At 63.3% G+C, this 26,544-nt stretch carries 25 protein-coding genes, 2 tRNA genes and 2 pseudogenes; 12 read left to right on the top strand and 17 right to left on the bottom strand.

Annotated features, from left to right (window positions below):
• The first annotated feature begins 19 nt into the window (after window positions 1-19).
• Window positions 20-976 (top strand): FecR family protein, encoded by a 957-nt coding sequence (locus tag B4M43_RS09725; protein WP_296266487.1) that lies wholly within the window; start codon window positions 20-22, stop codon window positions 974-976.
• 110 nt (window positions 977-1,086) lie between these two features.
• On the top strand, window positions 1,087-3,507 hold the full coding sequence (locus tag B4M43_RS09720) for a TonB-dependent siderophore receptor (RefSeq protein ID WP_296266485.1): 2,421 nt from the start codon (window positions 1,087-1,089) through the stop codon (window positions 3,505-3,507).
• A 100-nt stretch (window positions 3,508-3,607) separates the two neighbouring features.
• On the opposite strand, the gene B4M43_RS09715 is transcribed toward B4M43_RS09720, so the two are convergent.
• From B4M43_RS09715 to B4M43_RS09705, 3 genes are all read right to left on the bottom strand, one after another.
• Window positions 3,608-4,219: a hypothetical protein gene (locus B4M43_RS09715; RefSeq protein ID WP_296266483.1), complete on the bottom strand. Its 612-nt coding sequence runs from the start codon at window positions 4,217-4,219 to the stop codon at window positions 3,608-3,610.
• A gap of 100 nt (window positions 4,220-4,319) precedes the next feature.
• Window positions 4,320-5,120 (bottom strand): hypothetical protein, encoded by an 801-nt coding sequence (locus B4M43_RS09710; protein WP_296266481.1) that lies wholly within the window; start codon window positions 5,118-5,120, stop codon window positions 4,320-4,322.
• A gap of 29 nt (window positions 5,121-5,149) precedes the next feature.
• Window positions 5,150-6,109: an ankyrin repeat domain-containing protein gene (locus B4M43_RS09705; RefSeq protein ID WP_296266479.1), complete on the bottom strand. Its 960-nt coding sequence runs from the start codon at window positions 6,107-6,109 to the stop codon at window positions 5,150-5,152.
• Window positions 6,110-6,391: 282 nt separating this feature from the next.
• Between B4M43_RS09705 and B4M43_RS09700 the strand changes: the two genes are divergently transcribed.
• From B4M43_RS09700 to B4M43_RS09690, 3 genes and pseudogenes are all read left to right on the top strand, one after another.
• Window positions 6,392-6,571: a type II toxin-antitoxin system HicA family toxin gene (locus B4M43_RS09700; RefSeq protein WP_296266476.1), complete on the top strand. Its 180-nt coding sequence runs from the start codon at window positions 6,392-6,394 to the stop codon at window positions 6,569-6,571.
• 105 nt (window positions 6,572-6,676) lie between these two features.
• The gene (locus tag B4M43_RS09695; protein ID WP_296266474.1) at window positions 6,677-7,084 is read left to right on the top strand and encodes a type II toxin-antitoxin system HicB family antitoxin; all 408 of its coding nucleotides are present in this window, start codon (window positions 6,677-6,679) and stop codon (window positions 7,082-7,084) included.
• A 98-nt stretch (window positions 7,085-7,182) separates the two neighbouring features.
• Window positions 7,183-8,014: pseudogene (locus tag B4M43_RS09690) on the top strand (IS5 family transposase).
• Between the two features lie 5 nt (window positions 8,015-8,019).
• On the opposite strand, the pseudogene B4M43_RS09685 reads toward B4M43_RS09690, so the two are convergent.
• From B4M43_RS09685 to B4M43_RS09650, 8 genes and pseudogenes are all read right to left on the bottom strand, one after another.
• Window positions 8,020-8,295 (bottom strand): annotated as a pseudogene (locus B4M43_RS09685) (Arm DNA-binding domain-containing protein); the annotation flags it as partial.
• Window positions 8,296-8,457: 162 nt separating this feature from the next.
• Window positions 8,458-8,533, bottom strand: a tRNA-Thr gene (locus B4M43_RS09680).
• Window positions 8,534-8,631: 98 nt separating this feature from the next.
• A complete protein-coding gene (locus B4M43_RS09675; RefSeq protein WP_296266471.1) occupies window positions 8,632-8,877 on the bottom strand; it encodes a hypothetical protein in 246 nt (81 codons plus the stop codon).
• Window positions 8,878-9,237: 360 nt separating this feature from the next.
• A complete protein-coding gene (locus B4M43_RS09670) occupies window positions 9,238-10,452 on the bottom strand; it encodes a methyltransferase (protein WP_296266469.1) in 1,215 nt (404 codons plus the stop codon).
• A 302-nt stretch (window positions 10,453-10,754) separates the two neighbouring features.
• A complete protein-coding gene (locus tag B4M43_RS09665) occupies window positions 10,755-11,444 on the bottom strand; it encodes an ABC transporter permease (protein WP_296266467.1) in 690 nt (229 codons plus the stop codon).
• On the bottom strand, window positions 11,441-12,136 hold the full coding sequence (locus tag B4M43_RS09660) for an ABC transporter permease (protein WP_296266466.1): 696 nt from the start codon (window positions 12,134-12,136) through the stop codon (window positions 11,441-11,443). Before B4M43_RS09660 ends, B4M43_RS09665 begins: the two co-directional genes overlap by 4 nt.
• 54 nt (window positions 12,137-12,190) lie before the next feature.
• The gene (locus B4M43_RS09655; protein WP_296266464.1) at window positions 12,191-12,946 is read right to left on the bottom strand and encodes an ABC transporter substrate-binding protein; all 756 of its coding nucleotides are present in this window, start codon (window positions 12,944-12,946) and stop codon (window positions 12,191-12,193) included.
• A gap of 11 nt (window positions 12,947-12,957) precedes the next feature.
• On the bottom strand, window positions 12,958-13,731 hold the full coding sequence (locus B4M43_RS09650; protein WP_296266462.1) for an ABC transporter ATP-binding protein: 774 nt from the start codon (window positions 13,729-13,731) through the stop codon (window positions 12,958-12,960).
• A gap of 607 nt (window positions 13,732-14,338) precedes the next feature.
• Between B4M43_RS09650 and gabP the strand changes: the two genes are divergently transcribed.
• Window positions 14,339-15,727 carry a GABA permease gene (gene gabP, locus B4M43_RS09645; protein ID WP_296266460.1) on the top strand — a complete coding sequence of 463 codons (1,389 nt, stop codon included), beginning with the start codon at window positions 14,339-14,341 and terminating at the stop codon, window positions 15,725-15,727.
• 84 nt (window positions 15,728-15,811) lie between these two features.
• Here gabP and B4M43_RS09640 read toward each other — a convergent pair whose 3' ends face one another.
• From B4M43_RS09640 to B4M43_RS09615, 6 genes are all read right to left on the bottom strand, one after another.
• Window positions 15,812-16,255: a hypothetical protein gene (locus tag B4M43_RS09640; protein WP_296266458.1), complete on the bottom strand. Its 444-nt coding sequence runs from the start codon at window positions 16,253-16,255 to the stop codon at window positions 15,812-15,814.
• Between the two features lie 63 nt (window positions 16,256-16,318).
• Window positions 16,319-17,287 carry a polyphosphate kinase 2 gene (ppk2, locus tag B4M43_RS09635; RefSeq protein WP_296266456.1) on the bottom strand — a complete coding sequence of 323 codons (969 nt, stop codon included), beginning with the start codon at window positions 17,285-17,287 and terminating at the stop codon, window positions 16,319-16,321.
• A gap of 158 nt (window positions 17,288-17,445) precedes the next feature.
• Window positions 17,446-17,521, bottom strand: a tRNA-Phe gene (locus B4M43_RS09630).
• A 90-nt stretch (window positions 17,522-17,611) separates the two neighbouring features.
• Window positions 17,612-17,884: an oxidative damage protection protein gene (locus tag B4M43_RS09625; RefSeq protein WP_296266455.1), complete on the bottom strand. Its 273-nt coding sequence runs from the start codon at window positions 17,882-17,884 to the stop codon at window positions 17,612-17,614.
• Complete coding sequence (gene mutY / locus B4M43_RS09620) at window positions 17,881-18,948, bottom strand: A/G-specific adenine glycosylase (protein WP_296266454.1); 1,068 nt, start codon at window positions 18,946-18,948, stop codon at window positions 17,881-17,883. Before mutY ends, B4M43_RS09625 begins: the two co-directional genes overlap by 4 nt.
• Window positions 18,945-21,182 carry an AsmA family protein gene (locus tag B4M43_RS09615; RefSeq protein WP_296266452.1) on the bottom strand — a complete coding sequence of 746 codons (2,238 nt, stop codon included), beginning with the start codon at window positions 21,180-21,182 and terminating at the stop codon, window positions 18,945-18,947. The genes mutY and B4M43_RS09615 overlap by 4 nt, the downstream gene beginning before the upstream one ends.
• A 361-nt stretch (window positions 21,183-21,543) precedes the next feature.
• Here B4M43_RS09615 and B4M43_RS09610 point away from each other — a divergent pair, with 361 nt between their 5' ends.
• The 6 genes from B4M43_RS09610 to hisF all read left to right on the top strand — a co-directional run bounded on the left by B4M43_RS09610 (window position 21,544) and on the right by hisF (window position 26,520).
• Entirely contained in the window at window positions 21,544-23,205 is a 1,662-nt protein-coding gene (locus B4M43_RS09610) for an OFA family MFS transporter (protein WP_296266450.1), read from the top strand.
• A 207-nt stretch (window positions 23,206-23,412) separates the two neighbouring features.
• Window positions 23,413-24,006: an imidazoleglycerol-phosphate dehydratase HisB gene (hisB, locus tag B4M43_RS09605; RefSeq protein WP_296266449.1), complete on the top strand. Its 594-nt coding sequence runs from the start codon at window positions 23,413-23,415 to the stop codon at window positions 24,004-24,006.
• Window positions 24,007-24,645 (top strand): imidazole glycerol phosphate synthase subunit HisH, encoded by a 639-nt coding sequence (gene hisH / locus B4M43_RS09600; protein WP_296266446.1) that lies wholly within the window; start codon window positions 24,007-24,009, stop codon window positions 24,643-24,645.
• Entirely contained in the window at window positions 24,646-24,906 is a 261-nt protein-coding gene (locus tag B4M43_RS09595) for a DUF2164 domain-containing protein (RefSeq protein ID WP_296266444.1), read from the top strand.
• A 95-nt stretch (window positions 24,907-25,001) separates the two neighbouring features.
• Window positions 25,002-25,739 carry a 1-(5-phosphoribosyl)-5-[(5-phosphoribosylamino)methylideneamino]imidazole-4-carboxamide isomerase gene (hisA, locus tag B4M43_RS09590; protein WP_296266442.1) on the top strand — a complete coding sequence of 246 codons (738 nt, stop codon included), beginning with the start codon at window positions 25,002-25,004 and terminating at the stop codon, window positions 25,737-25,739.
• Between the two features lie 10 nt (window positions 25,740-25,749).
• Window positions 25,750-26,520, top strand: coding sequence for an imidazole glycerol phosphate synthase subunit HisF (hisF, locus tag B4M43_RS09585; protein ID WP_296266440.1), 771 nt, complete (start codon window positions 25,750-25,752; stop codon window positions 26,518-26,520).
• Window positions 26,521-26,544 lie beyond the last annotated feature (24 nt).

Below are 26,544 nucleotides of genomic sequence, written 5' to 3'. Positions count from 1 at the left end.
GCAGCCCATCGCCAGCCCTATGAGCGCCGAACCACCCCAGGCCCCGCCGCCGCATGCCGATGACGTCAGCCATCAGGCGAGCCGCTGGTTCGCCCTGATCCAGGGCGGCGCGGCCACCGACGCCGAGCGCGCGCGCCTGGCCGCCTGGCTCGACGCCGACCCCCGGCACCGCGCGGCCTACGCTCGACTTGAACAGCTATGGGCAGCGACCGCGCAGCTGCACCCACCTGTGCCCAAGGCTGCCACGCCACTGTCGCGCCGGCGCTTCGTCGGCCTGGGCATCGCCGCCAGCGCGGTAGCGGTCACCGCTTCGACCTCGGCCTGGTGGTTCAGCGGCATGGGCTCGCCGTTCGCCGACGTGCGCAGCGGTGTGGGCGAGCGGCGCAGCGTCGCGCTGCCCGACGGCTCGACGGTGGAGCTGGCTGGCAACACCGCGCTGAACCTGGATTTTTCGTCCGGCAAACGGTCGGTGGAGTTGCTGCAAGGCGAAGCCTATTTCAACGTGCAACCCCGTGCCGGCAGCGAATTCGCGGTCAGTACGCCTTACGGCCAAGTGCTGACGACCGATGGCGAGTTCTGCCTGTCATGCGACAGCACTTCGGCGCTGCTGGCCGTCAGCCGCAAGACGGCCAGCGTAGTCACTGCCAACCAGCGCACCGATCTGGACGAAGGGCTGTCCTTGCGGTTCACCCGCCACCACGCCGGCCCCATCCAGCACGCCGAGCTGGAGCAGGTGCTCGCCTGGCGCAGCGGGCGCCTGGTGTTCTTCGACAAGCCGCTGGCCAGTGTGGTCGAGCAACTGCAACGCTGGCGCCCGGGTCGCATCTTCGTCATGGACGAACGGCTCGCCGCACGCCGGGTGAGCCTGATCCTCAACCTCGACAAGCCCGAGCAACTGCTCGACGCCATGACCACGGCGCTGTCGATCCGCGCCCAGCGCTACACCGACCTGATCACCCTGATCTACCCCGCCTGATCGTTCACGCAGAAATAATTCACCACGCCTCCAGAAATCCCGCGCGCTCGTGCGTCTTCGCCTGACTGATTGGTATTCGCATCCCGCGCCTTTTCCGAGGAACACCCGCAATGGCCCTGCACCCCACCCCTGTCTTGAAAACCGATGGCCGCTGGCAACGCAGCGCCCTGAGCACCGCATTGGCGTGCAGCCTGCTCGTAAGCACATTGCAGGCTCAGGGGGCGACGGCGCCGGCCACCACCACCGCGATGCAAAAGCTCGCGCTGGACATCCCGGCGCAGCCGCTGCGCCAGGCGCTGTTGCAGTTCAGCCAGCAGTCGGGCCAGAACGTCATGCTCGACGGCGACCTCGACGCCGCCCTGCGCAGCCCGCGGGTGGTGGGCCAGTACTCGGCCGAAGAGGCCTTGGGCCAGTTGCTGCGCGGCAGCGGCTACAACTTCGCGCGCACCGACGCGGTCACCCTGTACCTGGTGCCGGCTCAAGCCTCGGGCGCAGGCACCGAAGTCATGCTGGCGCCCACGCAAATCCAGCAACAACTGAGCGGCAGCATCGTCCCCGTACGCAGCTACCGTGGCGAAGCTGCCTCCAGTACCACGCGCCTGGGCCTGACCGACAAGCAAACCCCGCAGGCCATCACCGTAGTGACCCGCGAGCAGATCGACGACTTCAAGCTCAACAGCGTCAAGGACGCCCTGCGCAACGCGCCCTCGGTCACCGTCGAGCAGTTCGAGACCGACCGCACCGCCTTCACCTCGCGCGGCTTCAAGATCGAGAACTTCGAGTTCGACGGCATGAGCCTGCCGTTCTCCGGCGGCGTGCTGGTCGGCGACCAGGACCTGACCGAGTTCGAACAGGTCGACGTGCTGCACGGCGCCAACGGCCTGATGAGCGGCACCGGCGACCCCTCGGCCACCGTCAACCTGGTACGCAAACGCCCCACCGACACCTTCCAGGCCCGCGTCGACTCGAGCATCGGCTCGTGGGACAACCGCCGCCTGGCGCTCGACCTGTCCGGCCCGCTGACCGAGAGCGGCAACGTGCGCGGGCGCTTCGTCACCTCCCACGACAAAGGCAATTCCTACCTCGACCAGTACGGCCACGAAGTCAACGTCGCCGCCGGCCTGCTGGCCTTCGACCTGACCGACGCCGACACCCTGACCGTGGGTTTCACCCAGCAGAACAGCTACTCCAACGGCAGCACCTGGGGCGCCTTGCCCATCGCCGACTACGCCGGCAACCGCATCCACTACAGCAGCCGCAGTTCCAGCGTCGGCCAGCCCTGGACCTACTGGGACGTGCACACCCAGCGCGCCTTCGCCGAGCTGACCCACGCGTTCGACAACGGCTGGAACAGCACGCTGACCCTGACCGGCATGAAGCAGGATTCCGACACCAAGATGCTGTACGCCATCCCGGCGACCGCCGACAGCGTCTATGCCTACGTCAACCGCACCACCAGCAAGGAACACCAGGTGACCGGCGAGGCGAAGCTGTCCGGGCCGTTCGCGCTCCTCGGGCGCGAACACGAGCTGACCCTGGGCGCCAACTACGGCCGCACCCACCACGACGAGCGCGGCCATTACTTCAGCCAGGCGGGCTCTATTTCGGCCACCCTCGCCGACGTCCTGGCCGGCAACGTCGTGCAGCCGCCCTTCACCTACACCGACGACATCAACACTCAGCTGTTCACCGACCGGCAAAAGAGCCTGTTCGCCGGCGCCCGCTTCAGCCTGGCCGACGACCTGCACTGGATCGCCGGCGCGCGCATGCTCAGCGCCGACGGCGACGGCGCAGGCTACGGCTCGCCCCACGACACCCGCGTGCATGGCAAGGTCACGCCCTACACCGGCCTGGTCTACGACCTGACCCCGCAGTGGAGCCTGTACACCAGCTGGACCAAGATCTTCAAACCGCAGTACGTGCGCAGCACCAGCGGCGGCGTGGTCGAGCCGCTCGACGGTAAGAGCCTGGAAGTGGGGGTGAAGGGCCTGCTGCTGGACGAGCGCCTGACGCTGACGGCGGCGGCGTTCAAGACCGAGCAGGACAACGTCGCCGAGCTGACGGGGGAATTCGTCGGTGGGCAGTACCTGTACCGCGGCACCAACTTCAAGAGCCGTGGTGTGGAGCTGGGGGCGTCGGGTGAAGTGCTGACGGGGTTGGACCTGTCGGGTGGGTATACCTATGTCGATATCGAGAACGACGACGGGGACCATGCGCGCAAGTACATTCCCACCCATTCGCTGCGTGGGAGTTTGACGTACCGGCTGCCGATGCTGCCCAAGGCCAAGGTGGGGACGCGGGTGCAGTGGCAGAGTGGGACGGAGCTGGACACCAACAGCCGGGTGAGCCAGGAGGCGTATGCGTTGGTGGATGTGATGGCGAGTTATGAGGTGGACGAGCATTGGACGTTGGGGTTGAACGTGAACAATGTGACGGATCGGAAGTATCTGCTTTCGTTGTATCAGTCGGCGGGGTCTACCAATTACGGGGCGCCGCGGAATTTGATGGCGACGGTGAGTTGGAAGTATTGAGGTATTTGCCAGGTTGAGGATGGTTGCCGCAGGCAGGGGGTGCGGCGACCGGAAGTCCGGAAAGGCGATTTCAAGTGCGTCTGAACGGAAGAGCGTGCAATCAGGATATGCCCAGCAGTGGGAAATCGAAGGCTTTGTTCTTGATGATTTTCTTGCAGAATTTCAGCCGCTGTCTTAACGCGTCGTTCAACAGCGACGGGTTGCAGGTAGTCGCGCAATGAATGAATACGGCCGGGTAGGCGTAGTCGGTAGGTGAGGCGATGACATCACTGATGGTACGTTCGCTAGGCAATACACAACCGACCAACCAAGGGATGTAATGCGTTTCGAGCGCATGCCGAATGGCCTCGCACGTTTCGCTGGCGTGCTCAGGGCGGGGGACGTCGACCTTGCCGTAAATGTCGAAGCCGGGTTTCTTGTCCTGCCTGCCCGAGGTGGTGAACGACAGGACCGCGTCACAGAACAGGTTGCTTCTGTAGGGCGCCTCGATCTTCGACATGGCTTCATGAAGGGGGCCGCCGACCACTCGCCCGAGCAGGGTGAAGGCGTGGGCCTTGGTGAGGTACTGAAAGTCCAACTCCGCGACGAGCTTCTTTTCGAAGCGCAGTTTCAGGCCTCGTTTGACTGCGGTAATGGCCAGGTGATCGCACTCGATCTTCTTGAGCTCCTGCTGCAAGGTTTCTTCAAAATGAATGCGGTGTGCCTTGTTCACGCGTCCTCCCGTATCGAAGCGTAGGGGCGGCCGGTTCGCTGCTTCGCTCGGCCGCGAAGGTCTGCAACCCGCCATCCAGATAAACCCTCTAATGTGTCCTTCAACGAGCTAATTCAGCCTTCACACGCGCTTTCTTGGCCGCACCCTCTCTGATGGCTTTGGTCTTGCCATGCTCGGCCAACAACGCCAACGCCTGCCCGTTCACCTCGGGGTGTTCAAGTATGTACGCCTGTATAAGCTTGGAGCCGCCTTCGATCATCGCCGAGACGATGTGCATATCGTCACGATGCCGATCGAAACGCATCATCTGCGCTTCCAGCCGATAATGGTCCTCCGCCGTTTGCTGCGAGGTGTCCTGGGCAAAGATCTGCACATGAAGCTCGTCGTGTTCGGCGATGCACACGAACAGGAACAGACTCTGCGAAAACGTCAGGTATTGGCGGGTGGTTGGCGTTTCCGGCAAATAAACCTGTGTGAGGAAATGATAAAGCTGCCCGTCATGGCATGGGATGCTGGCATCCGATGCCTTCCACTTGGGTGGCCTGCGCAAGAAGCGGATGTCTTTCTTCTTGAGCATGTCGACGCATGCACGGCCCCCGCTTTCATCTTCGCGGCTGTACATCACGCTTTGGTGCTGGGCGAGCGCATGAGCCATGACTTCTGTGCCGTTTTCCGGCTTTTCGATGACGAGAAATTCGATGCGCTCCAACTCGCCGTATTGCGGGTGGACTTCGCCCGTCTTTACGCCGGCACCGAACAAATAGAGTTCGCGGGCAGTATGGCTCCCCAGCACCTCGGCTTCTGATCGAGTCAGCGCGATCCGTTCGATGAATACGGCTTGCCGGCCTTTGATCGACGGCCAGGGGATGTCCAGTTGCGGGTCTTTGCCTTGCAGGTTCATGGGGTTCAAGTCCGTTCGCTCGGTGGTGCTCATAAAATGCCGGTCTCCCAGTCTTCCGCCCAACCCCACACGCGTTTCTTCTTCGTGTCCACGCGCCAGACACCGCCTTTTTTGACCAGGCTGAACAACGTTTCGTAACGCACCGGCGCGTCGGGCGCTTGGCGGGTCATGAGTAGCGTGCGGCGAGGTAAGGGCTCGATGCTGATGAGCATGTCTTCGGGTGCGTAAGTAGGGGGAAAACCGAAGCTGCCCAAGCGGCCGTAGGTGCGCGGTTTGGGGGTGCAGAAACGTTCGAAGATTCGGTTTTGGCTGTCTTGTATGGCTGACCAGTCCAATGGATTGTCGTCGGTCTGGCTTTTGCTGAGTTCATACCAGCCCGTTTCCCAGCGGTGCATGGCTAGTAGAAAACCGCGCAGTACGCTGGCAGGGTCTGTGTCATCGATATCCGACAGGTCAGGTGAGACGCTGGGCCAGGGTAAGTAAGACTCTTCGGGCATGACCGGTGCCACTGCTCCGTGTTCCAGCAAGAGAGCTACCACAGATGCATGGCCCCGCTCTTGCGCGATCGACAGTGCATTGCGCCCGTCACCCGTTTGCAGGTGCACCTTTGCGCCGGCTGACAATAATGCGGCCACGATCATGTCATGGCCACCGGATGCGGCGTCCATCAAGGGTGTTCGACCGGCTATGGAAGTTGTCAGATCTACGGATGTACCGGCTTCCAGCAAAAAGTGGACGAGGGGTGTATGGCCTTCGCTAGCGGCCCAGCCGAGGACGGTGTAACCCATCACATCGTCGGTGGCGTCGCGGTCTGCGCCGTTTTCGATTAGGACTTTCACCGCTTCGGTGTGCCCTTTGATGGCGGCTTCGATTAGGGCGGTGCGGCCGGTGGCTTTGTCGGTGAAGTCGATGTGGGTGCCATTGGCCAGTAGGGTTTGTAGTTGAGGGGTTTGGCCGGAGGCTGCGGCTTTGAGGAGGGCTTTGCTCATGAGGTCCGTCTCCTTATGGTGCTGCTGTCTTGGCAAGGGGTCGATGGAGCTGTAAATCACTCAGGTTGTAGGCGCTGGATAGCGGACAAGACGTATTTACCAGGTAGAGAACGTGTTTAGCAGACACGGTACCGAATTGGAGGGACTGCGGTTAGTGATTGATTACATTTACTGCTTCGATACCTACCTACCTCCGATGATTCATGCTGGTGGTTATGGTGTTGACAGTACATCTTTTGGTGGGTACGGTAACCACTAGCGGCAGCGCAGAGGAAGTCAACATTGAATAGCCGTGAGCTCATAGCAAAAATTATGGCTGACGGGTGGTATGAGGTGAGAGCAAAAGGTAGCCATCACCATTTCAAGCACCCGACAAAAAAAGGACTGGTAACGGTTCCGCACCCAAAGAAGGATCTGCTTCTCAAAACAGTTAATAGTATTTTGAAACAGGCCCAGCTTTGAGAAAACGTCTTTTGGTTACATCAGACTACTCGCGCTAGGTGGTCAAATGCGATAACGCTGATTTCAACGTTAGATGTTCGTACAGCGTCCGAGGAGGACATGCCAATGCTCTACCCAATTGCGATTCATCAAGGTGACGAGCAACACGCTTGGGGTGTTGAAGTTCCAGATATTCCTGGCTGCTTCTCGGCTGGTGAAGATCTCGACGATGCCATGGCCATGGCTAAAGAAGCGATGGAGGGTCACTTGGAGTTGTTGGCCGAGGAAGGAGCGGTGATTCCTACAGCCTCTAAAGTGACTGTGCATTCGGCCAAGCCTGATTATGCAGGCTGTATTTGGGCCGTTGTCGATATTGATATAACTAAGTATCTGGGTAAGGCTGAGAAATTAAATATCACCCTGCCTGGCTATTTGCTCAATCGAATCGATGAGTACGTAAAGTATCATCCTGAGCAGAAAAGCCGCTCTGGTTTTCTAGCCTCGGCTGCGCTTAGGGTTTTGCAAGGGGCTTGAGGTCTAGGCTCTGTACGGAATCTGAGAAATCTAGTCATTGCCCCACAGCCTCAAGGATTTTGTAGATTCCTCAGCCATCAATGGAAAGGAATCCTGTGATGGCGAAGCGGTACGAAATTTCGGGCGAGGCCTGGGATATGGTCTCCGATCTTTTCACCGAAACATGTAGGCGTGGCCGGCCTCGGGCTTGTGATCGGCTGATGCTCGATGGCGTGCTGTGGGTACTTTGCTCCGGCGCTGCCTGGCGTGACATGCCGGAGCGTTTCGGCCCGCGGTCAATCGTGTACCAACGGTTCCGCGGTTGGCGAAATCATATGCTCAAGCGTTTGCACCTAAAGCTGAATGAGCAAGGTTTGATCGACTTGCAGACCTGGATGATTGACTCAACCCCACTGCGCGCCATTCGTGCCTCATCAGACGCTCGGAAAAAAAGGGGGCTGACGAGCCTGCCGATCACGCTCTAGGCCGCAGCCGCGGTGGCCTGACGACCAAGATCTATATGCTCTGTGACGCCAATGGAGTTCAGTTGCATTGTCTTCTTTCTGGCGGTTAAGCCAGCTATGCGCAGCCGCTGCTAGAAAGCGTCAGCATTCCTTCAGCTCAGCGCGGATGCCCTCGCAAGCGCTGCAAGTGCCTACTAACCGACAAGGGCTATGACGCAGAGGCTTTGCGCCAATACTGCGACCGCTGCCGTATACAGTCTGTTATTCCGAAGCACGCAATGAAACGCAAGCCTAAGCCCGGCTTGCCCAGGCTATTAGACCGGCCCAAGTACCGACAGCGCTACATTATTGGGCGTATGTTCGGCTGGCTGCAAGAAACCGCCGGCTCGTGACGCGCTTCGATAAGCTCGCAAAAAGTTATGCAGCAATGGTCTTACTGGCTTGCTCCATGAGTTGTCTACGTTGCCTGATTTCGTACAGTGCCTAGGTGGAATCTATGTTGTTGGCAAGCTGTTGCTTGATCTCGAAGCGCTTGCAGCGTGCGTCGCTCAGTCCGATTGCCGGATAGCTGCCCGAGGCAGTTAGGCCTTCGAAGCCATCGAGGCCATCGAGGCCATCGAGTTTCACTTACCTAAGCCGCTAGCCTTTGCGGCCGTTAGGTTGTACAAGCAGATAAAAACCGTCGCCGTCGAAAAGCTTGTACCCGCGCGCGCTAGGCTTTGCCGTAAGGCAGGCGATATCTGTGAGCAGGACAGTGCTGTGGGCCATAACAGCAGTCTCCGATATCGAAACGGATCTCTACCCTCGAACCACCCTCATTAGCGCTGGCTAGCCTCGAAATTCAACAAGGGGCCAAAACGAAAAAACCCGCCAGAAGGCGGGTTTTCCGTGGTTTCCAGAGATTTTTAAAGCCTTCTCTGAAACCTTATATGGTGCCGGCACCAGGAATCGAACCCGGGACCTACTGATTACAAGTCAGTTGCTCTACCAGCTGAGCTATACCGGCAATGGGGCGTCATTATAGCCATCGCGGGGCGGGTGTAAACCACTTCCTCGCATTCCGGCGAAATTAACCTAACCCCGCGTTAGAAAAGGAGAATTTTCTTACCAGCCGCGGTGCAGCGTAGTAGGGCTTGGCTCGGGTTGGGCCGGGTTGAAGAAGAGCTTGTTGTTGTCGCAGCCGCGCTTGCGGCAGGGCTCGAAGCCTTGCGGAAGGCCGCGTTTGTCGCCTAGCTGCATGGTAGGCACGGGCCAGTCGGCCGAGGTGCCGGGGTTGTGAGGCGCCGGGGCAGCGCAGGCGGTGAGCAGAAGGGCGAAGAGGGGGAGCGCGAGGGCTTTGAGAGTAGTCACGGTGGCGATTCTTCGAACGATAGCGGGAATGACGGCGATTTTACGGTGTTTTGTCCGGTCTTTGCAGGCCGTCGCGACATTTTGTGGGTGCAATCGTTTCTTTTATATTCAGATTATTTCAACCAATCTTTAGGCCTTTTCGACGTATCACCTGACCTGGTTATTCACAAGGGGTGTGCCAAAGTTACGCACATCACGTACCGTTGGTCGCAGGCGATCGATGCTGCTCAAGTGTCTGATTTTACTGATCTAAAGCCGGAATTTTGGCTAACGGGTCACTCGATAAATCGATGTGTGCAATAGCTCCGCCATTTTTCATCACAAGCTTTTGCACAGACTTATCCACAGGATTTGTTGTTTCTAACGCTCAGCAAGCACCATTAGGTTTCTTGGAGTCAGGTCGTACTCACAGAAATCTCCTACCCGCACGCGATAGTGGTTCTGCTCCATAAACAACGCTCGATCCAGCACCAGCCACAGCTCCAGCGGCCGTCGGAACAGGTTGCGCACCCGCTCCAGATTGCGCACTTGGGCCAGGCGCTGCCAGCCGGCGGCTTCCAAGGCCGTCCAATCGACGCCGCCCGTAAGCGCCACCCCCTTGAGCGCGGCTAAATCCTGGCAGTACTCGGCGAAAGGCTTGTGCAGCCATTCGACCGGCAACGAAGGTGTCGGCAGGTACTCGTCGACGCCACGCTGCTCGCGCTGCAACAGGTCGAACGCCAAGCGCCGGCTCATGGACGCATCTCGCTGCCGTCGTACGCGCGCGCTGGCGGTGACGGCTTCGCTGAGGGGCAGGGCGAGGTCGTCGAGGCTCAGGGCCAATGGGCTGGCTTGTGCGGGCGCGGAGATCGGCTGGTAGCGCTGGCCGGCGATGCGGTTGTAGCAGCACGGTGCGATGGCGATCTGTGGGCAACCGCGTTCGCTGGCCAGGTGCAGCAAGCGTATGTGCAGGTCGCCGCAGGCGTGTAGGGCGACCACGCTGGCCTCGTCGGAAAGTTGTGCTGCGCAGTCGGGGGCCATGACGTCTTGCTGGCGGTGCTCGGCCGGCAATCGGTGGTGAGTGCTCAGTGCGAGGCCGGCCTCTACCAAGGCGGGGTCGTATTCCAGGCAGGTGAGGCGTTGGCCGGGTTGCAGCAGGCGGCGGCCGAGGTGGCCTTTGCCGGCGCACCAGTCGATCCAGTGGGTTGGCGTGGTGCGGTAGTCGAGGCGGCGGCCGAAGGCCTCGATCTGCTGCCATTTGCGGCCGGGGACGTTGACGTCGAGGCGGGGGATGGCGGGAGGGAGGCCGATGTCGGGGAGGTCGGGGGTGTGGGAGAGGTGGCGGGCTTCGTCGGCCCATTGGGGGAATGGGGTGGGTGGTTGTGAAGCGGCCGGGTCAGTCTCGGCGGCTTCGGCCTGTGCGAGGGTGCAGTGGCGCAGGTGGTTGGCCAACGTTGGATGGTCGGCTTCCCAAGGGAGTTGCAGGTGGTGGAAGGGGCGGGGGCGCCATAGTGCTTGGTGGCGTACCAGGAAGCGGTCCAGGGCCTGGAAGCGGGTGAGGAGTTGGGGGCCTTGGAGGGTTTGGGGGTTGGTCATGGAGTGTCTGGAAAGGGCGAGGGTGGTGTGCGATAGCTTACCTGCGATGGGCGACAGTGCGGTTCCGACGGACCAATCGCGGTACAAGCGGGGGCAGAAGGTGATAACAGGGTTGGGGCCGCTTTGCGGCCCATCGCGGCTGAAGCCGCTCCCACAGGGCTCACTTCCCAGGGGTCGTGCGTTGTGCCTCAAGAGTGGGACGGTGATCAGCGTTTGGGGAGCCACTCATGGGGGCTTGTGAGTCGCCTGCCGAGGTTAAGGGCAGGGGACCCACGCAGACTATAGGCCAAGCGCAGACCAGCTCACCGCCCCTGACACGCATCCACCCGCAACCACCGCTCCAGCACCTTGAACCCTTGCACCAGCACGAACGAGATCACCAGGTAGAACACCCCCGCCGCAAAGAAGATCTCCACCGGCAGATACGTCCGCGCGATGATCGTGCGCGCCATGCCGGTCAGCTCCAGCAGGGTCACCGTACTGGCCAGCGCGCTGGCCTTGAGCATCAGGATCACTTCGTTGCTGTACGCCGGCAGGCCGATCCGTGCCGCGCGTGGCAGCAGGATGTAGTACATGGCCTTGGCCTTGGACATGCCCAGCGCCCGCGCCGCTTCCACCTCGCCACGGGGGATGGCCTGCAAGGCCCCGCGCAGGATCTCGGCGATGTAGGCGGCGGTGTGCAGGGTCATGGTCAGCACGGTGCACCAGAACGGATCGCGCAGGTACGGCCACAAGGCGCTGTGGCGCACGGCGTCGAACTGCGCAAGGCCGTAGTAGACCAGGAACAGCTGCACCAGCAGCGGCGTGCCGCGGAAGAAGAAGATGTAGCCGTAGGGCAGGGCGCGCAGCCAGGGTTTGTGCGAAGCGCGGGCGATGCCCATGGGGATCGCCAGGATCAACCCGGCCACCACCGCGATGGCCACCAGCTCCAGGGTCAGCAACGCGCCGTCGGCCAGGCGCGGCAGGTACTTGATGATCACATCCCAGTTCATTGCCCGGCCCTCATGAAGCCGCGAGCGGCGCGTTTTTCCAGGAAGTGCATGCCGGTCATGGCCACCACGGTCAGGGCCAGGTACATGCAGGCGGCGACCATGTAGAAGGTGAACGGCTCCTTGGTCACGGTCACGCCGATCTGCGCGTGGCGCATGATCTCTTCCAGGCCGATCACCGACACCAGCGCGGTGTCCTTCATCAGGATCATGAACAGGTTGCCCAGCCCCGGCAGGGCGATACGCCACATCTGCGGCAGGATGATGCGCGAGAGGATGCGCCCGCGCGACAGGCCCAGGGCCAGGCCCGCTTCGCGGTGGCCCTTGGGGATGGCCAGGATGGCACCGCGGAACACTTCCGTGGCGTAGGCGCCGAAGCACAGCCCCAGGGCGATCACGCCGGCGGCGAAGGCGCTCAGCTCCAGATCGGGCATGTTCAGGGCTTCGCCCAGACGGCTGACCAGGTTGACGGTGCCGAAGTAGATCAGCAGCACCCAGAGCAGTTCGGGTACGCCGCGGACCAGGGTCGAGTAGGCGCCGCCCAGCCATTGCAGGGGCTTGGCGGGGGAAGTCTTGGCCAGGGCGCCGAGCAGGCCGAGCACCAGGCCCAGCAGCAGCGCGCAAAGCGCGAGTTTTACGGTCATCAGCATGCCAGCCAGCAGGGCCGGGCCGAATCCGTGCAAGTCGATATTCATGGGCAGGTGCTTTCCAGATACCCGCGCGCCCTCAGGCGCGCAGGTCGGGGAGGATCATTCGATGCTGAACGGGAAGTACTTGTCGTTGATCTTCTTGTAGGTGCCGTCGGCCTTGATTTCCTTCAGCGCGGCGTTCAGGTCGTTGCGCAGGCGGTCGTCGCCCTTGCGCACGGCGATGCCGATCTTGTCGCTTTCTTCCACCGGCTCGCCCTTGAACTCGAAGCCTTGGCCTTCCTTGCCCTTGAGCCACTCGTACTGCACGTACTTGTCGGCCAGGATGCCGTCGATGCGCCCGGCGACCAGGTCGAGGTAGGCGTTCTCCTGGGTGTCGTACAGTTTCACTTCGACGTCGCTGCCGTAGTGGTCTTCGAGCCATGTGCCGGCCAGGGTGGCGCGCTGGGTGCCGATCACCTTGCCCTTGAGCGAGGCTTTGTCGGTCTTGAAGTCGACGCCTTTGGGGGCGATGAACTGCAGCTTGTTGGAGTAGTAGGGGTCGGTGAAGTCGACGGCCACCTTGCGCTCGTCGGTGATCGACAGCGACGACACCAGGAAGTCGAACTTCTTGGCGTTCAGGGCCGGGATGATGCCGTCCCAGTCGGAGGTGACGACCGAGCACTCGACCTTCATCTTGGCGCACAGGGCGTCGCCGATGTCCTTGTCGAAGCCCACCACGTTGCCGCTGGCGTCCTTGTTGTTGAACGGCGGGTAGGCCGCTTCGATACCCATGCGCAGTTTTTCCGCGGCCATGGCGTTGGCGGAGAAGACCAGCGTGGCGGCAGCGGCCAGGAGGAATTTCTTGTAGGTCTGCATGTGTTGCTCCGTTAGCGGTGGCTGGACATGAATTGCTTGCAACGCGCCGAGGTCGGGTTCTCGAAGACCTGCTGCGGCGATCCTTGCTCTTCTACCAGGCCGTGGTGCAGGAAGACGACTTCACTGGACACCTGGCGGGCGAAATTCATTTCGTGGGTCACCAGCAGCATGGTGCGGCCTTCGTCGGCCAATGCGCGAATGACACTAAGCACTTCCTGGACCATTTCCGGATCGAGCGCCGAAGTCGGCTCGTCGAACAGGATGACCTTGGGCTTCATGGCCAGGGTGCGGGCGATCGCGGCGCGTTGCTGCTGGCCGCCGGAGAGCTGCGCGGGGTAGCTGTGGCGTTTGTCGTAGATGCCGACCTTGTTCAGCAGCGCTTCGGCTGCTTCCACCGCCTCGGCCTTGCTCTGGCCGAGCACGCGGCGCGGGGCTTCGGTGATGTTGTCGAGCACCGACATGTGCGGCCACAGGTTGAAGTTCTGGAAGACGAAGCCGATCTCGCTGCGCAGGCGGTTGATCTGGCGGTTGTCGGCGGCGATCAGGTCGCCGTTCTTGGCGGCCTTGAGCTTGAGCGATTCGCCGGCCAGGAGGATCTCACCCTGGTGCGGGTGCTCCAGCAGGTTGATGCAGCGCAGCAGCGTCGACTTGCCGGAGCCGGACGAGCCGAGAATCGAGATGACGTCGCCGTCGCGGGCGGTCAAGGAGATGCCTTTGAGAATCTCCTGGTCGCCGTAGCGTTTGTGCAGGTTGCGGATTTCCAGCGCGGGCGTGGCCTGAGCCATGTGCGGTCCTCATGTGTTCGGGTGCAGTCCCAGCTGTTTGGCGGCCTTCCGGGCCTGCGCAACGCTAGCATGTGGCGCTGTGACAGCCAACCAGGGTGCGGGGGACGAAGCGCGTCGGCGCGGCAGTGTGTCGCATCGTTGCAGCGGACTGTCGCGAGGATGACCGCACGCACAGTGCCGGCGCCTCGACCTCGACGGAAAAAAGGCGCGATGTTGCCAGTTTTGGTCAGGCCTGGGAAGCGCTTTGATACCGGGTGGTACCTATACCCGATCGTAGAGGCTCGGAGGGTTGCAACCTGCGGTTGCTCCCCTGTGCTGCCTTTAGGTGCGGCGGTGTTACCAAGGGGCACCTTTGGTGCAGTTGTAAGTGGGTATTTCTGTAATCCCAACGGTTTGCGTGGATTTGAGGGGCTTTCGGTCATTGCATGGCCGAAGCCCGGTAAACCGAGGGTGGCCGCAGGTTCCACGATGTCGCAGGCGTACGAATGCATGCGTTGGCCCGCTTATTGCCCCTTGCACCTCAACCGAACACGGCTGCGCCTAAATCGCACAGAACGCCTCGCGTTCTCCAGGTTCGGGTTGGTCCACTCCTTACAAAGGTAGTTTTATGAGCGGTAAGCACAATTCCAACGACCTCGCTCAGGGGCTCAAACCACGGCATGTGACCATGCTGTCGATCGCCGGCGTGATCGGCGCTGGTCTGTTCGTCGGCTCCGGCCACGCCATCGCAGCGGCAGGCCCTGCGGTGCTGCTGTCCTACGCGGCGGCCGGCACGCTGGTCATTCTGGTCATGCGCATGCTCGGCGAGATGGCCATCGCCTCGCCCGACACCGGGTCGTTCTCGACCTACGCCGACCGCTCCATCGGCCGCTGGGCCGGTTTCACCATCGGCTGGCTGTACTGGTGGTTCTGGGTGCTGGTGATTCCCCTGGAAGCCAACGCCGCGGCGGCGATCCTGCACGCCTGGTTCCCGGCCGTCGAGCTGTGGGTGTTCTCGCTGCTGATCACCCTGGCCCTGACCGGCACCAACCTGTTCAGCGTGAAGAACTACGGCGAGTTCGAGTTCTGGTTCGCCCTGCTCAAGGTGCTGGCGATCATCGCCTTCATCGTCGTCGGCTGCGTGGCCATGTTCGGCCTGGTGCCGGACAGCCAGGTCAGCGGCGTCAGCCATCTGTTCGACACCCAGGGCTTCATGCCCAACGGCCTGGGCGCGGTGCTCGCGGCCATGCTGACCACCATGTTCTCGTTCATGGGTACCGAGATCGTCACCATCGCGGCGGCCGAATCGAAAGACCCGGCCAAGCAGATCACCCGCGCCACCAACTCGGTGATCTGGCGGATCTGCCTGTTCTACCTGGTGTCGATCTTCCTGGTCGTGGCCCTGGTGCCGTGGAACGACCCGGCGCTCGCCGAGACCGGTTCCTACCAGACCGTACTCAGCCGCATCGGTGTGCCGAACGCCAAGTTGATCGTCGACATCGTGGTGCTGATCGCCGTGACCAGCTGCCTGAACTCGGCGCTGTACACCTCCTCGCGCATGCTCTTCTCGCTGAGCAAGCGCGGCGACGCCCCGGCCATCGCGCAACGCACCACCCGTGCCGGTACGCCGCACTGGGCCGTGCTGTTGTCGACCGCCGCGGCCTTCCTGACCGTGTTCGCCAACTTCGTGGCGCCGGCGCAGGTGTTCGAGTTCCTGCTGGCCAGCTCCGGGGCCATCGCCTTGCTGGTGTACCTGGTGATCGCCGTGTCGCAACTGCGCATGCGTAGCCAGCGCGAAGCGCGTGGTGAGCGGATCGAGTTCAAGATGTGGCTGTTCCCCGGCCTGACCTGGCTGACCATCGCGTTCATCGTCGCGGTGCTGGTGGTGATGGCGCTGCGCGAGGACCACCGTGCCGAGATCATCGCCACGGCCTTGCTGAGCATCGGTGTGGTAGCGACCGGGTTGTTGTTGCACCGCAAGCGCGGGGTGGCGGGCAAGGTGGCGATGGAGCGCTGATTCGCCAGCATGTGAAAACGTAGAAACTGCAAAGGCCGCGTCCCGTGAGGGGCGCGGCCTTTTCGTTGGGCGGCCCTGGCGGCCTTAACCGAACTGCTTCTGCTGTTGCTGCAAGCGCGCCACCCCTTCCGAGGCCTCCACATATGCCGCCTGGAATTCGTCGCTCTCCAGCCAGGCCATGGTGGTGTCGGCGTCGGTGCCGTCGAGCCAGTCGCGGTAAGCGGTGAAGACCATGACGATGTAGTCGGTAGCGTGTTCTTCCTTGTGGCCCTTGAGCACCAGCGCCAGCAATGGGTCGACCAGGAACACCGAGATCATCGGCACCAGGCCGTCCTGCTGGGCAGCCTTCATCTTCTCGAACAGCGCGTCGTAGCTGCCCGAATCCATGGCCTTGGTGTACACCTGCTCGACGCTGGCGCTGTCGCCGCTGCTGGCCTTGACCGCCTGGCCGCTGCGCACCATGCGGTTCTGCTTGGCCTTGCTGGCGGCGCGCTTGGCGCGTTTCTGTTGTTTGCTGGAGGTGGCCATCGGGCGAATCCTTAAGGGGGGCGGGCGTGAGGGCGCGTATTGAAGCGCAGCGCCTGCGCGGATTCAACCTGCCGTCGTCGGTGCCTCGTCCTCTTCGAAGCCCCGCGAGGCGCGGCCGACCAAGAGCGGGTCGGGTGCGTGGGCCACACTGAGGTCTTTGTCGGGATAGTCCAGCGAGTGCAGGAAGTGGCGGATGCAGTTGATCCGCGCGCGCTTCTTGTCGTCGGACTTGACCACCGTCCACGGCGCATCGGCGGTGTCGGTATGGAAGAACATGGCCTGCTTGGCGGCGGTGTAGTCGTCCCACTTGTCCAGCGACTTGATGTCGATGGGCGAGAGCTTCCAGTGCTTGAGCGGGTCGTCGCGGCGCGAGATGAAGCGGCGCAGCTGCTCTTCGCGGTTGACCGAGAACCAGTACTTGAACATCAGCACGCCGCTGTTGCACAGCATGCGTTCCAGTTCGGGGGCCTGGCGCATGAACTCCAGGTATTGCGGCGGGGTGCAGAAGTCCATCACCCGTTCGACGCCGGCGCGGTTGTACCAGGAGCGGTCGAAGAACACCATTTCCCCGGCCGTGGGCAGGTGCTGGATATAGCGCTGGAAATACCACTGGCCCTTTTCCTGGCCGGAGGGCTTCTCCAGCGCCACGATCCGTGCGCCACGCGGGTTGAGGTGTTCCATGAAGCGCTTGATGGTGCCGCCTTTGCCCGCCGCGTCACGGCCCTCGAACAGGATCACCACCCGCTGCCCGGTTTCCTTGACCCAGTTCTGTACCTTGAGCAGTTCGATCTGCAGGGCGTGCTTGGCTTTCTCGTACTCGGCGCGGCGCAGGCGGGTGCGGTAGGGGTAGTTGGCGGGCAGGCGGGCGGAGCTGCTGTCTTCGTTGCTGCCTTTGCGCGCCGTGGCGACTTCCAGGGCGGTGGGCTGCTGGCTGACCTGGACGATGGTGGCGTCGGGTTTGCGCTGGCGTGGGCGGCGCGTGCGCGGTGTGGCGGGGAGGGGGGATTGGCTGGGGGTGGCTTCATCGCTCATGTAGGGTCCTCGTACGGGCAGGGTGGACCTGACAGTCTAGGGACGTGCGATTGATGGCCATATGACATCGATCAAGAAAATCGAGACAACAAAAAACCCGCACTGGGCGGGTTTCTTGTGTCGCTTCGAGTGACGTTGGAACCACCGGAAGCTGAAGGTGGTGCCCAGAGACGGAGTCGAACCGCCGACACGAGGATTTTCAATCCTCTGCTCTACCGACTGAGCTATCTGGGCGACGGGGCGAATTAAAAAGGTTTTCAGAGGAGGCGTCAACGACTTTTTGAAAATTTTTTAAATTAATTCCGTCGCTTACGGTTTTTCCGCTCACTCGCTTGGCGGTACGTAGCCTTCGGCCTGGGCGTATTCTTCGCCGGCGAAGAACTTGTCCATTTCCGTCTGGAGGAATTTGCGGTCCTCGCCGTTCATCATGTTCAGGCGCTTCTCGTTGATCAGCATGGTCTGGTGCTTCTGCCAGTCTTCCCAGGCCTGCCGGGAGATGTGCTCGAAGATGTCCTGGCCCTTGGCGCCGGGGAAAGGTGGGCGATCCAGGCCGGGCAGTTCCTGCTTGAGCTTGCGGCACGTCACGGTGCGAGTCATGGGGCGTCTCCTGCAGCCAGTCGGTCGGCTGCGCGTTTGAGCAAAGTCTTGACCGGGGCGGCGAGGCCCAGGCGCGGCGGGGTGGCGAGGTTATACCAGAGCCAGTCGGGCTCGGCCACGTGGCCCACGGCCTGCTCCACCTCGATCAGCCAAGGCTCGATGGCCAGCTGGAAGTGGCTGAAGGTATGGGTCAGGCCGGGCAGGGCGTGGCGTTGGCGCAGGTCCAGGCCGTGCTGGTAGGCGAGGTCGTCGAGCTGGGCCAGGTCGTCCAGCTCCGGCAGGCTCCACAGCCCGCCCCACAGCCCGGTGGACGGGCGGCGGTAGAGCAGGATGGCGCCTTCGGCGTTGGCCAGCAGCGGCATCACTGTGCGGCGCTGCGGCAGCGTCTTGCGCGGCTTGGGTTCGGGGTAATGGGTCTCCAGGCCCAGCAGGTGCGCTTCGCAACCCTGTTGCAACGGGCAGATCAGGCAGCTGGGGCGGCTGCGGGTACACAGCGTGGCGCCCAGGTCCATCATCGCCTGGGTGTAGTCGTTGACCCGGGTCATGGGCGTGAAGCGCTCGGCGGCGGCCCACAGCGCGTTGGCCACCTTGGGTTCGCCGGGGTAGCCGCCCTGCGCAATGTAGCGTGCCAGCACGCGCTTGACGTTGCCGTCGAGGATCGGCGCGCGCATGTTCATGCTGATGCTGGCGATGGCACCCGCCGTGGAGCGGCCGATGCCCGGCAGCGCGGTCAGCTGCTCGACGCTGCGCGGAAACTCGCCGCCATGCTCGGCCATGACGATCTTCGCCGCCTTCTGCAGATTGCGCGCGCGGGTGTAGTAGCCCAGCCCCGTCCACAGGTGCAGCACTTCGTCTTCCGGCGCTTCGGCCAGCGCCTGCACGGTGGGCAGTGCCTGCATGAAGCGGTCGAAGTAGTTGAGCACGGTGCTGACCTGGGTCTGCTGCAACATGATTTCCGACACCCACACCCGATACGGGTTGATGCCCTGTTGCCAGGGCAGGTCGTGCCGGCCGTGACGGTCGAACCAGTCCAGCACGGCGCTGGAGAACTGCGCAGGGGTCATCGCTTGAACAGCCCCTTGAGCGCGTCTTTGAGTTCAGGGCTCACTTTGTCTCCCAGTTTTTCGTCGAGTTTTTCGTCCAGCTTGTCCTTGAGGCGGTTGCCGGCCAGTTGCGCGGCGACCTTGCCCAGGCCTTCCTGGTCCAGGCGGCAGGCCTTGGCGCCGAGCTCCAGCGGGCCGCGGCAGCGCAGCGGCAGTTCCACGCCCACGAAGCGTTCGTTGACCTGGCAGGCCGGGTCGGGCATGGCACGCTGGTCGCCTTCGACGAGCACGCCGACGCGGTAGTCCATGCCCAGCACGCGCAGGTCGACGTCGCCGTGGCCGTTCAGGGTCAGGCCGGGTACGGCGACTTTCAGGTCGGGGTTGCTGGCCACGCCATTGCGCAGCACCAGGCTGCCGCGCAGGGTGTTGAACGGCGTGTCCTTGCCGCGCGGCTCACCGCTCAGTTGCTTGCGGTTGAGGGTGGCGATGCCCTGGCACAGCTGCTGCTCGATGTTGGCGTCGACCAGCACACCGTTGTCGATGTTGAAGCGGGTGTTGCCGTTGAGGGTGTCGATCAGCGCCTTCTGGCTGTTGCCGCTGGCGGTGAGGTCGCTCGACAGGGTCAGCAGGCCCTTGAGCGGCGGGGTCTTGTCCGGGTGCTGGGCCTTGATGAAGTGCTCGACCGGCACGCGGGTGATCTGCGTATCGAAGCCGATCTGCGGCACGGCCGGGCGCACGTCGACGTTGCCGTGGGCCAGGAAGGTGCCGTTGTAGAGGTTGCCGCTCAGGTTCTGCACGGTCAGCAGGCCGCCTTGGCCGCTGGCCTTGAGCTGCGCCTGGGTGATCGGCAGGGTGTTCAGGGTCAGGGCACCGAAGGCCAGGTCCGCTTGCAGGTCCAGAGCGCGCAGGCGATCAACCGGCAGCAGCTTGTCGGTGCTCCAGGCCACCTGAGTCGGCGCGTCGGGCAACGGCGTAGTGCCAGCACCGGCGACGGCGCCGGCTTCCTGCTGCTGCACCTGGGCGTCGCGCGCGGCCTTGGCGCCCTTGGCCTGGTCGCTCTTGGCCGGCAGGTAGCGGTCGGCGTCGAAGCGGTCGGCCTTGAGGTTCACGCGCAGGGCCTGGCGGGAGAAGTCTTCCACGGCCACCTGGCCGCTGAAGGTGCTGTCGTCCAGCTTCACGTTCAGGTCGCTCAGCGTCAGGCTGGTAGGGCTGCCTTGCACACGGGTGACCACCTCCAGCTTGCCGAACGCGCTGGGGTCGGTGCTGGCGGGCAGCGGGTGGCCGATGCCGTCGAGGAAGGTGCGCAGGTCGAACTGGGCGATGGACAACCCGCCGCTGACCTGCGGCGTAGTGTTCAAGTCGCGGGCGCTCAATTCGCCGAGGGCACGCAGTTGGTTGGCCGATACTTTCAAGCCGGTCCATTCGGCGACGTTTGCCGCCAGATCGACCAGCACCTGGCCTTGGGCGACGAAAGCCAGGGTCTTGCCCGACAACGGCTCGCCCGAGGTCTCGCCCGACAGGCGCAGGTCGTCGAGGTTGTAGCGCTTGGCCTTGCGGTCGAAGCGCAGGTCGCCGGTCAGCTCGCTGCGCACCTTGAGATTGGGCTGGCCGATGGTGAAGAAGCCACTGGCCTTGAGCGGAATGGTCGCACCCTGGTGCACCGCGCCGGTGCTCAGCTGGATGCTCTCGGCACTGACCGTTTGCCCGCTCTTGGCGTCGGTGTACTGCACGCGCGCGTTGTTCACCGTGAGGCTGTCGATGTCGAGCTTGACCTGGCGGTCGTTGCTCGGCTCGCCGGATTCGGTCGGGGCCGGGGTGGGCGCCGGGGCGCCGTCGCCGCCGGCCGTGGGCAGCGGCTTGCCGATGTCTTCCCAGTTGCCGTGGCCGTCGGCGTCGCGGCTCAAGGTCAGGTTCAGGCCCTCCACGCGTACGTCGCTCATCTGCACTTCTTTGGTCAGCAGCGGCAACACACGCACCGACAGGCCGAGCATCTGCAGGTCGGCGAAGGGCGTGGTCGGGGCGTTCAGGGTGGCGATGCTGGCGTCGTGCAGCTCCAGGCCCAGCCAGGGGAACAGGCTCCAGCCGATGTCGCCGTTGAGCGTCAGCTCCACATGCGCCTTGTCCCGGGCCAGTTGGCGGATTTCGTCTTTATAGTCGTTGGGATCGAAAAGGTGGGTCAGGGCAAAACCCAGCGCCACGATGATCAGCAGCAACCCGAGCAGCCCCAATCCCAGGATTTTGCCGAACGCTTTCATGGGCAAGTCCTTGTAGTTCAGTGTGTGAAAAGTGAAGCGGCAGAGTATAGCGCCGTGGCAAGCGTCTTCGGGCATCGGGTGCAGCCGGCGACCCGTTCGATGGACAGCAGCGGCGCAACCGACGTGCGGTTTTCACGACCCAGACCTGACGAGGGGTGCATGTTCGTCCGCTGGATCGATAAACGACGATGGCAAGGTGATTCCACCGCAGCCGTTAACTGCTACCCTTGCCACGCGTTCGCAGCGAATGCGGCGAGATGTCGCAGACGTTGCCCTAAAAGGCCGGTGCCGCCTTGCATGCAAGCACCCAGAGCCGGGCATTCAATCGACGAACGCAGCCCACTTACGAAAGGAACGACCTATGTCTCGCAGCACCACTGCAGGAGCCCCGGCGCACGCGCCGAGCTTCCTGTCCAAGGAGCGGATCATCGCCCGGCCCGGTTTCAACCGCTGGCTGGTCCCACCGGCCGCGCTGGCCATCCACCTGTGCATCGGCATGGCCTACGGCTTCTCGGTGTTCTGGCTGCCGTTGTCGCAGTCGCTGGGGATCACCGCGCCGATCGCCTGCTCGCCAGACATGGGCTTCATCGCCAAACTGTTCACCAACGAGTGCGACTGGCCGATCTCGATGCTCAGCTGGATCTACACCCTGTTCTTCGTCTTCCTCGGTTGCTCGGCGGCCGTGCTCGGCGGCTGGCTTGAACATGCCGGTCCGCGTAAAGCCGGCCTGGTTTCGGCGCTGTGCTGGTGCGGCGGCATGCTGATCTCGGCGATCGGCGTGAAAACCCACCAACTCTGGCTGATGTGGCTGGGTTCGGGCGTGATCGGCGGTATCGGTCTGGGCCTGGGCTACATCTCTCCGGTCTCGACCCTGATCAAGTGGTTCCCGGACAAGCGCGGCATGGCCACCGGCATGGCGATCATGGGCTTCGGCGGCGGCGCGATGGTCGGCGCACCCCTGGCCACGGCGCTGATGGGCCACTTCGGCAATGCGCAAGAGGTAGGCGTCTGGCAGAGCTTCATGGTCATGGCGGCGATCTACTTCGTGTTCATGACCGCCGGCGCGCTGACCTACCGCGTGCCGCCGACCGGCTGGAAACCCGAAGGTTGGGTGCCGCCAGCCAAGAAAGCCGGCAACGGCATGGTCACCGACCGCCACGTGCACGTCAGCGTGGCCTGGAAGACCCCGCAGTTCGTCCTGGTGTGGCTGGTGCTGTGCCTGAACGTCTCGGCCGGTATCGGCATCCTCGGCATGGCCTCGCCGCTGTTGCAGGAAGTGTTTGCCGGCAAGCTGCTGGGCAACGGCCTGAGCTTCAGCGAGCTGAACGCCGCGCAACTGGCGCAGATCGCCGCCATCGCCGCCGGCTTCACCGGGCTGCTGAGCCTGTTCAACATCGGCGGGCGCTTCTTCTGGGCGTCGTTCTCCGACTACATCGGGCGCAAGAACACCTATTTCGCCTTCTTCGCCTTGGGCGTCGCGCTCTACAGCCTGGTGCCGAACATGGGCCACCTGGGCAACGTGGCGCTGTTCGTCGCGGCGTTCTGCATCATCCTGTCGATGTACGGCGGCGGTTTCTCCACGGTGCCGGCGTACCTGGCCGACCTGTTCGGCACGCAGATGGTCGGCGCCATCCACGGTCGCCTGCTCACCGCCTGGGCCGCAGCCGGCGTGCTGGGGCCGGTGCTGATCACCTACCTGCGCGAGTCGCAGCTGGCGGCGGGCGTCGCGCGGGCGGCCGCCTACGACATGACCCTGTACATCCTCGCCGGCCTGCTGGTGCTGGGCTTCGTCTGCAACGCGCTGATCCGCCCGGTCAACGAGAAGTACTTCATGACCGACGCAGAGCTGGCCGCCGAGCGCGCCCTGAGCCACGACAAGGGCGCCGACGGCGCGCAGTCGCTGGAATGGCGCGCCGCGCCGGGCAGCGCGCCGCTGGTGGCGCTGGCCTGGGCCGTGGTGGTGATTCCGCTGGCCTGGGGCGTGTGGATCACCCTGCAGAAAACCGCCGTCCTGTTCCATTGACCTGTCGGAGCGGCCGCTCGGCCGCTCCACACGGCGCCTTCGGGCTATGGCCGTCGTAGACGGCCTGTTCAATCCGTGCCGGGCGGCCGAGCCGCCCAGGCACAGCCTGCTTACTTTCGCCTTGCCATATGTCATCCGCGTTTCAAGCCGGCGCGTTCTGCGCCTATACTGTGGCCCTTTTCGCCCAATGATTCTGCGGAGCTGGTGATGGTTGAACGTATGGCGTCCGTCGAGCGCAACACCCTGGAAACCCAGGTCAAGGCCTCGATCAACCTGGATGGCACGGGTACGGCCCGATTCGATATCGGCGTGCCTTTCCTTGAACACATGCTCGACCAGATCGCCCGGCACGGGCTGATCGACCTGGACATCGCGTGCAAGGGCGACCTGCACATCGACGACCACCATACCGTCGAAGACGTCGGCATCACCCTCGGCCAGGCCTTCGCCAAAGCCGTCGGCGACAAGAAGGGCATCCGCCGCTATGGCCATGCCTACGTGCCGCTCGACGAAGCGCTGTCGCGCGTGGTCATCGACTTCTCCGGCCGTCCCGGCCTGCAGATGCATATCCCCTACACCCGCGCCAGCGTGGGCGGCTTCGACGTCGATCTGTTCCAGGAATTCTTCCAGGGCTTCGTCAACCACGCCCAGGTGACCCTGCACATCGACAACCTGCGCGGGCACAACACCCACCACCAGATCGAAACCGTGTTCAAGGCCTTCGGCCGCGCGCTGCGCATGGCCGTGGAGCAGGACGAGCGCATGGCCGGGCAGATGCCCTCGACCAAAGGGTGCCTGTAAATGCAGACGGTAGCGGTAATCGACTACGGCATGGGCAACCTGCACTCGGTGGCCAAGGCCCTGGAGCACGTGGGCGCCGGCAAGGTGCTGGTCACCAGTGACGCCGATGTGATCCGCGAAGCCGACCGCGTGGTGTTTCCGGGCGTCGGTGCGATCCGCGACTGCATGGCCGAGATCCGCCGCCTGGGCTTCGACAGCCTGGTGCGCGAAGTCAGCCAGGACCGCCCGTTTCTCGGCATCTGCGTCGGCATGCAGGCCTTGCTCGACCGCAGCGAGGAAAACCACGGCGTGGACTGCATCGGCCTGTTCCCCGGCCAGGTGCGCTTCTTCGGCAAGGGCCTGGAAGAGCAGGGCGAGCACCTGAAGGTGCCGCACATGGGCTGGAACGAAGTCAGCCAGGCCAACGCCCACCCGCTGTGGCACGACATTCCCGAGCGTGCGCGCTTCTATTTCGTGCACAGCTACTACATAGAAGCCGGCAAGCCCGGGCAGGTGGTCGGCCGCGGCCACTATGGCGTCGACTTCGCCGCCGCCCTGGCCGAGGGTTCGCGCTTCGCCGTGCAGTTCCACCCCGAGAAGAGCCATACCCATGGCCTGCAACTGCTGCAGAACTTCGTCGCCTGGGACGGACGCTGGTAGATGGCGGCCTCGCGCAACAAGGCCCCCGCACTGACCCTCGCGCCCGAAGAGGAACGCGAGGCGCTCGACACCCTCAAGCGCTTTCTCGAAGACCGCTTCGAGCTGCAGCTGGGTTCGTTCGAGGTGGCCGAGGTGCTCGAGGTGTTCGCCAAGGACATCGCACCGCATTACTACAACCGGGCTGTCGCCGACATCCAGCTGCACCTCAAGGAGCGCTTCGAAAGCATCGAAAGCGACCTGTGGGCACTGGAAAAACGTTGAGCGCCGTGCGCTTGGCGTGAACGCCCGACCACCGATTTGATAGACAACGCGCACGCTTGCGGCTTGCCGCGACGTGCCGCTCGAAAGGACCGCACATGCTGATCATCCCCGCTATCGATTTGAAGGACGGTGCCTGCGTGCGCCTGCGCCAGGGCCGTATGGAAGATTCCACGGTGTTTTCCGACGACCCGGTGAGCATGGCCGCCAAGTGGGTCGACGGCGGTTGCCGGCGCCTGCACCTGGTCGACCTCAACGGCGCCTTCGAAGGCCAGCCGGTCAACGGTGAAGTGGTCACCGCCATCGCCAAGCGCTACCCGCACCTGCCGATCCAGATCGGCGGCGGCATCCGCTCGCTGGAAACCATCGAACACTACGTCAAGGCCGGCGTCAGCTACGTGATCATCGGCACCAAGGCGGTCAAGCAGCCCGAGTTCGTCACCGAAGCGTGCAAGGCTTTCCCCGGCAAGGTCATCGTCGGCCTGGACGCCAAGGACGGCTTCGTCGCCACCGACGGCTGGGCCGAAGTCAGCAGCGTGCAGGTGATCGACCTGGCCAAGCGCTTCGAGGCCGATGGCGTGTCGGCGATCGTCTACACCGACATCGCCAAGGACGGCATGATGCAGGGCTGCAACGTGCCCTTCACCAAGGCCTTGGCCGAAGCCACGCGCATTCCGGTGATCGCCTCGGGCGGCATCCACAACCTGGGCGACATCGAGGCCCTGCTGCAGGCCAAAGCGCCCGGCATCGTCGGCGCCATCACCGGCCGGGCGATCTACGAAGGCACTCTGGACGTCGCCGAGGCCCAGGCCTTCTGCGACGCCTATAAAGGCTGAGGAGCGAACCATGGCACTGGCCAAGCGCATCATCCCTTGCCTGGACGTGGACAACGGCCGGGTGGTCAAGGGCGTCAAGTTCGAGAACATCCGCGACGCCGGCGACCCGGTGGAAATCGCCCGCCGCTACAACGAGCAGGGCGCCGACGAAATCACCTTCCTCGACATCACCGCCAGCGTCGATGGCCGTGACACCACGCTGCACACCGTCGAACGCATGGCCAGCCAGGTGTTCATCCCGCTGACCGTGGGCGGCGGCGTGCGCAGCGTGCAGGACATCCGCAACCTGCTCAACGCCGGTGCCGACAAGGTTTCGATCAACACGGCGGCGGTGTTCAACCCCGAGTTCGTCGGCGAAGCCGCCGAGCGCTTCGGTTCGCAGTGCATCGTGGTGGCCATCGACGCGAAGAAGGTTTCCGCACCGGGCGAGACGCCGCGCTGGGAAATCTTCACCCACGGCGGGCGCAAGCCGACCGGCTTGGACGCCGTGGAGTGGGCGAAGAAGATGGAAAGCCTGGGGGCGGGGGAGATCCTGCTGACCAGCATGGACCAGGACGGCATGAAGAGCGGCTTCGACCTGGGCGTGACCCGCGCCATCAGCGACGCGCTGGGTATCCCGGTGATCGCCTCGGGCGGCGTCGGCAACCTGCAGCACCTGGCCGACGGCATCACCGAAGGCCACGCCAGCGCGGTGCTGGCGGCGAGCATCTTCCACTTCGGCGAATACACCGTACCGGAAGCCAAGGCCTACATGGCCGCACGCGGCATCGTCGTACGCTGAACCTAAGCCTGTGGGAGCGGCTTT

The organism is Pseudomonas sp. UBA6562, assembly GCF_002434265.1.
Classification (GTDB): Bacteria; Pseudomonadota; Gammaproteobacteria; order Pseudomonadales; family Pseudomonadaceae; genus Aquipseudomonas.
The sequence above is the reverse complement of the archived record's forward strand: the minus strand, read 5'-3'. Positions and strand labels throughout refer to the sequence as shown.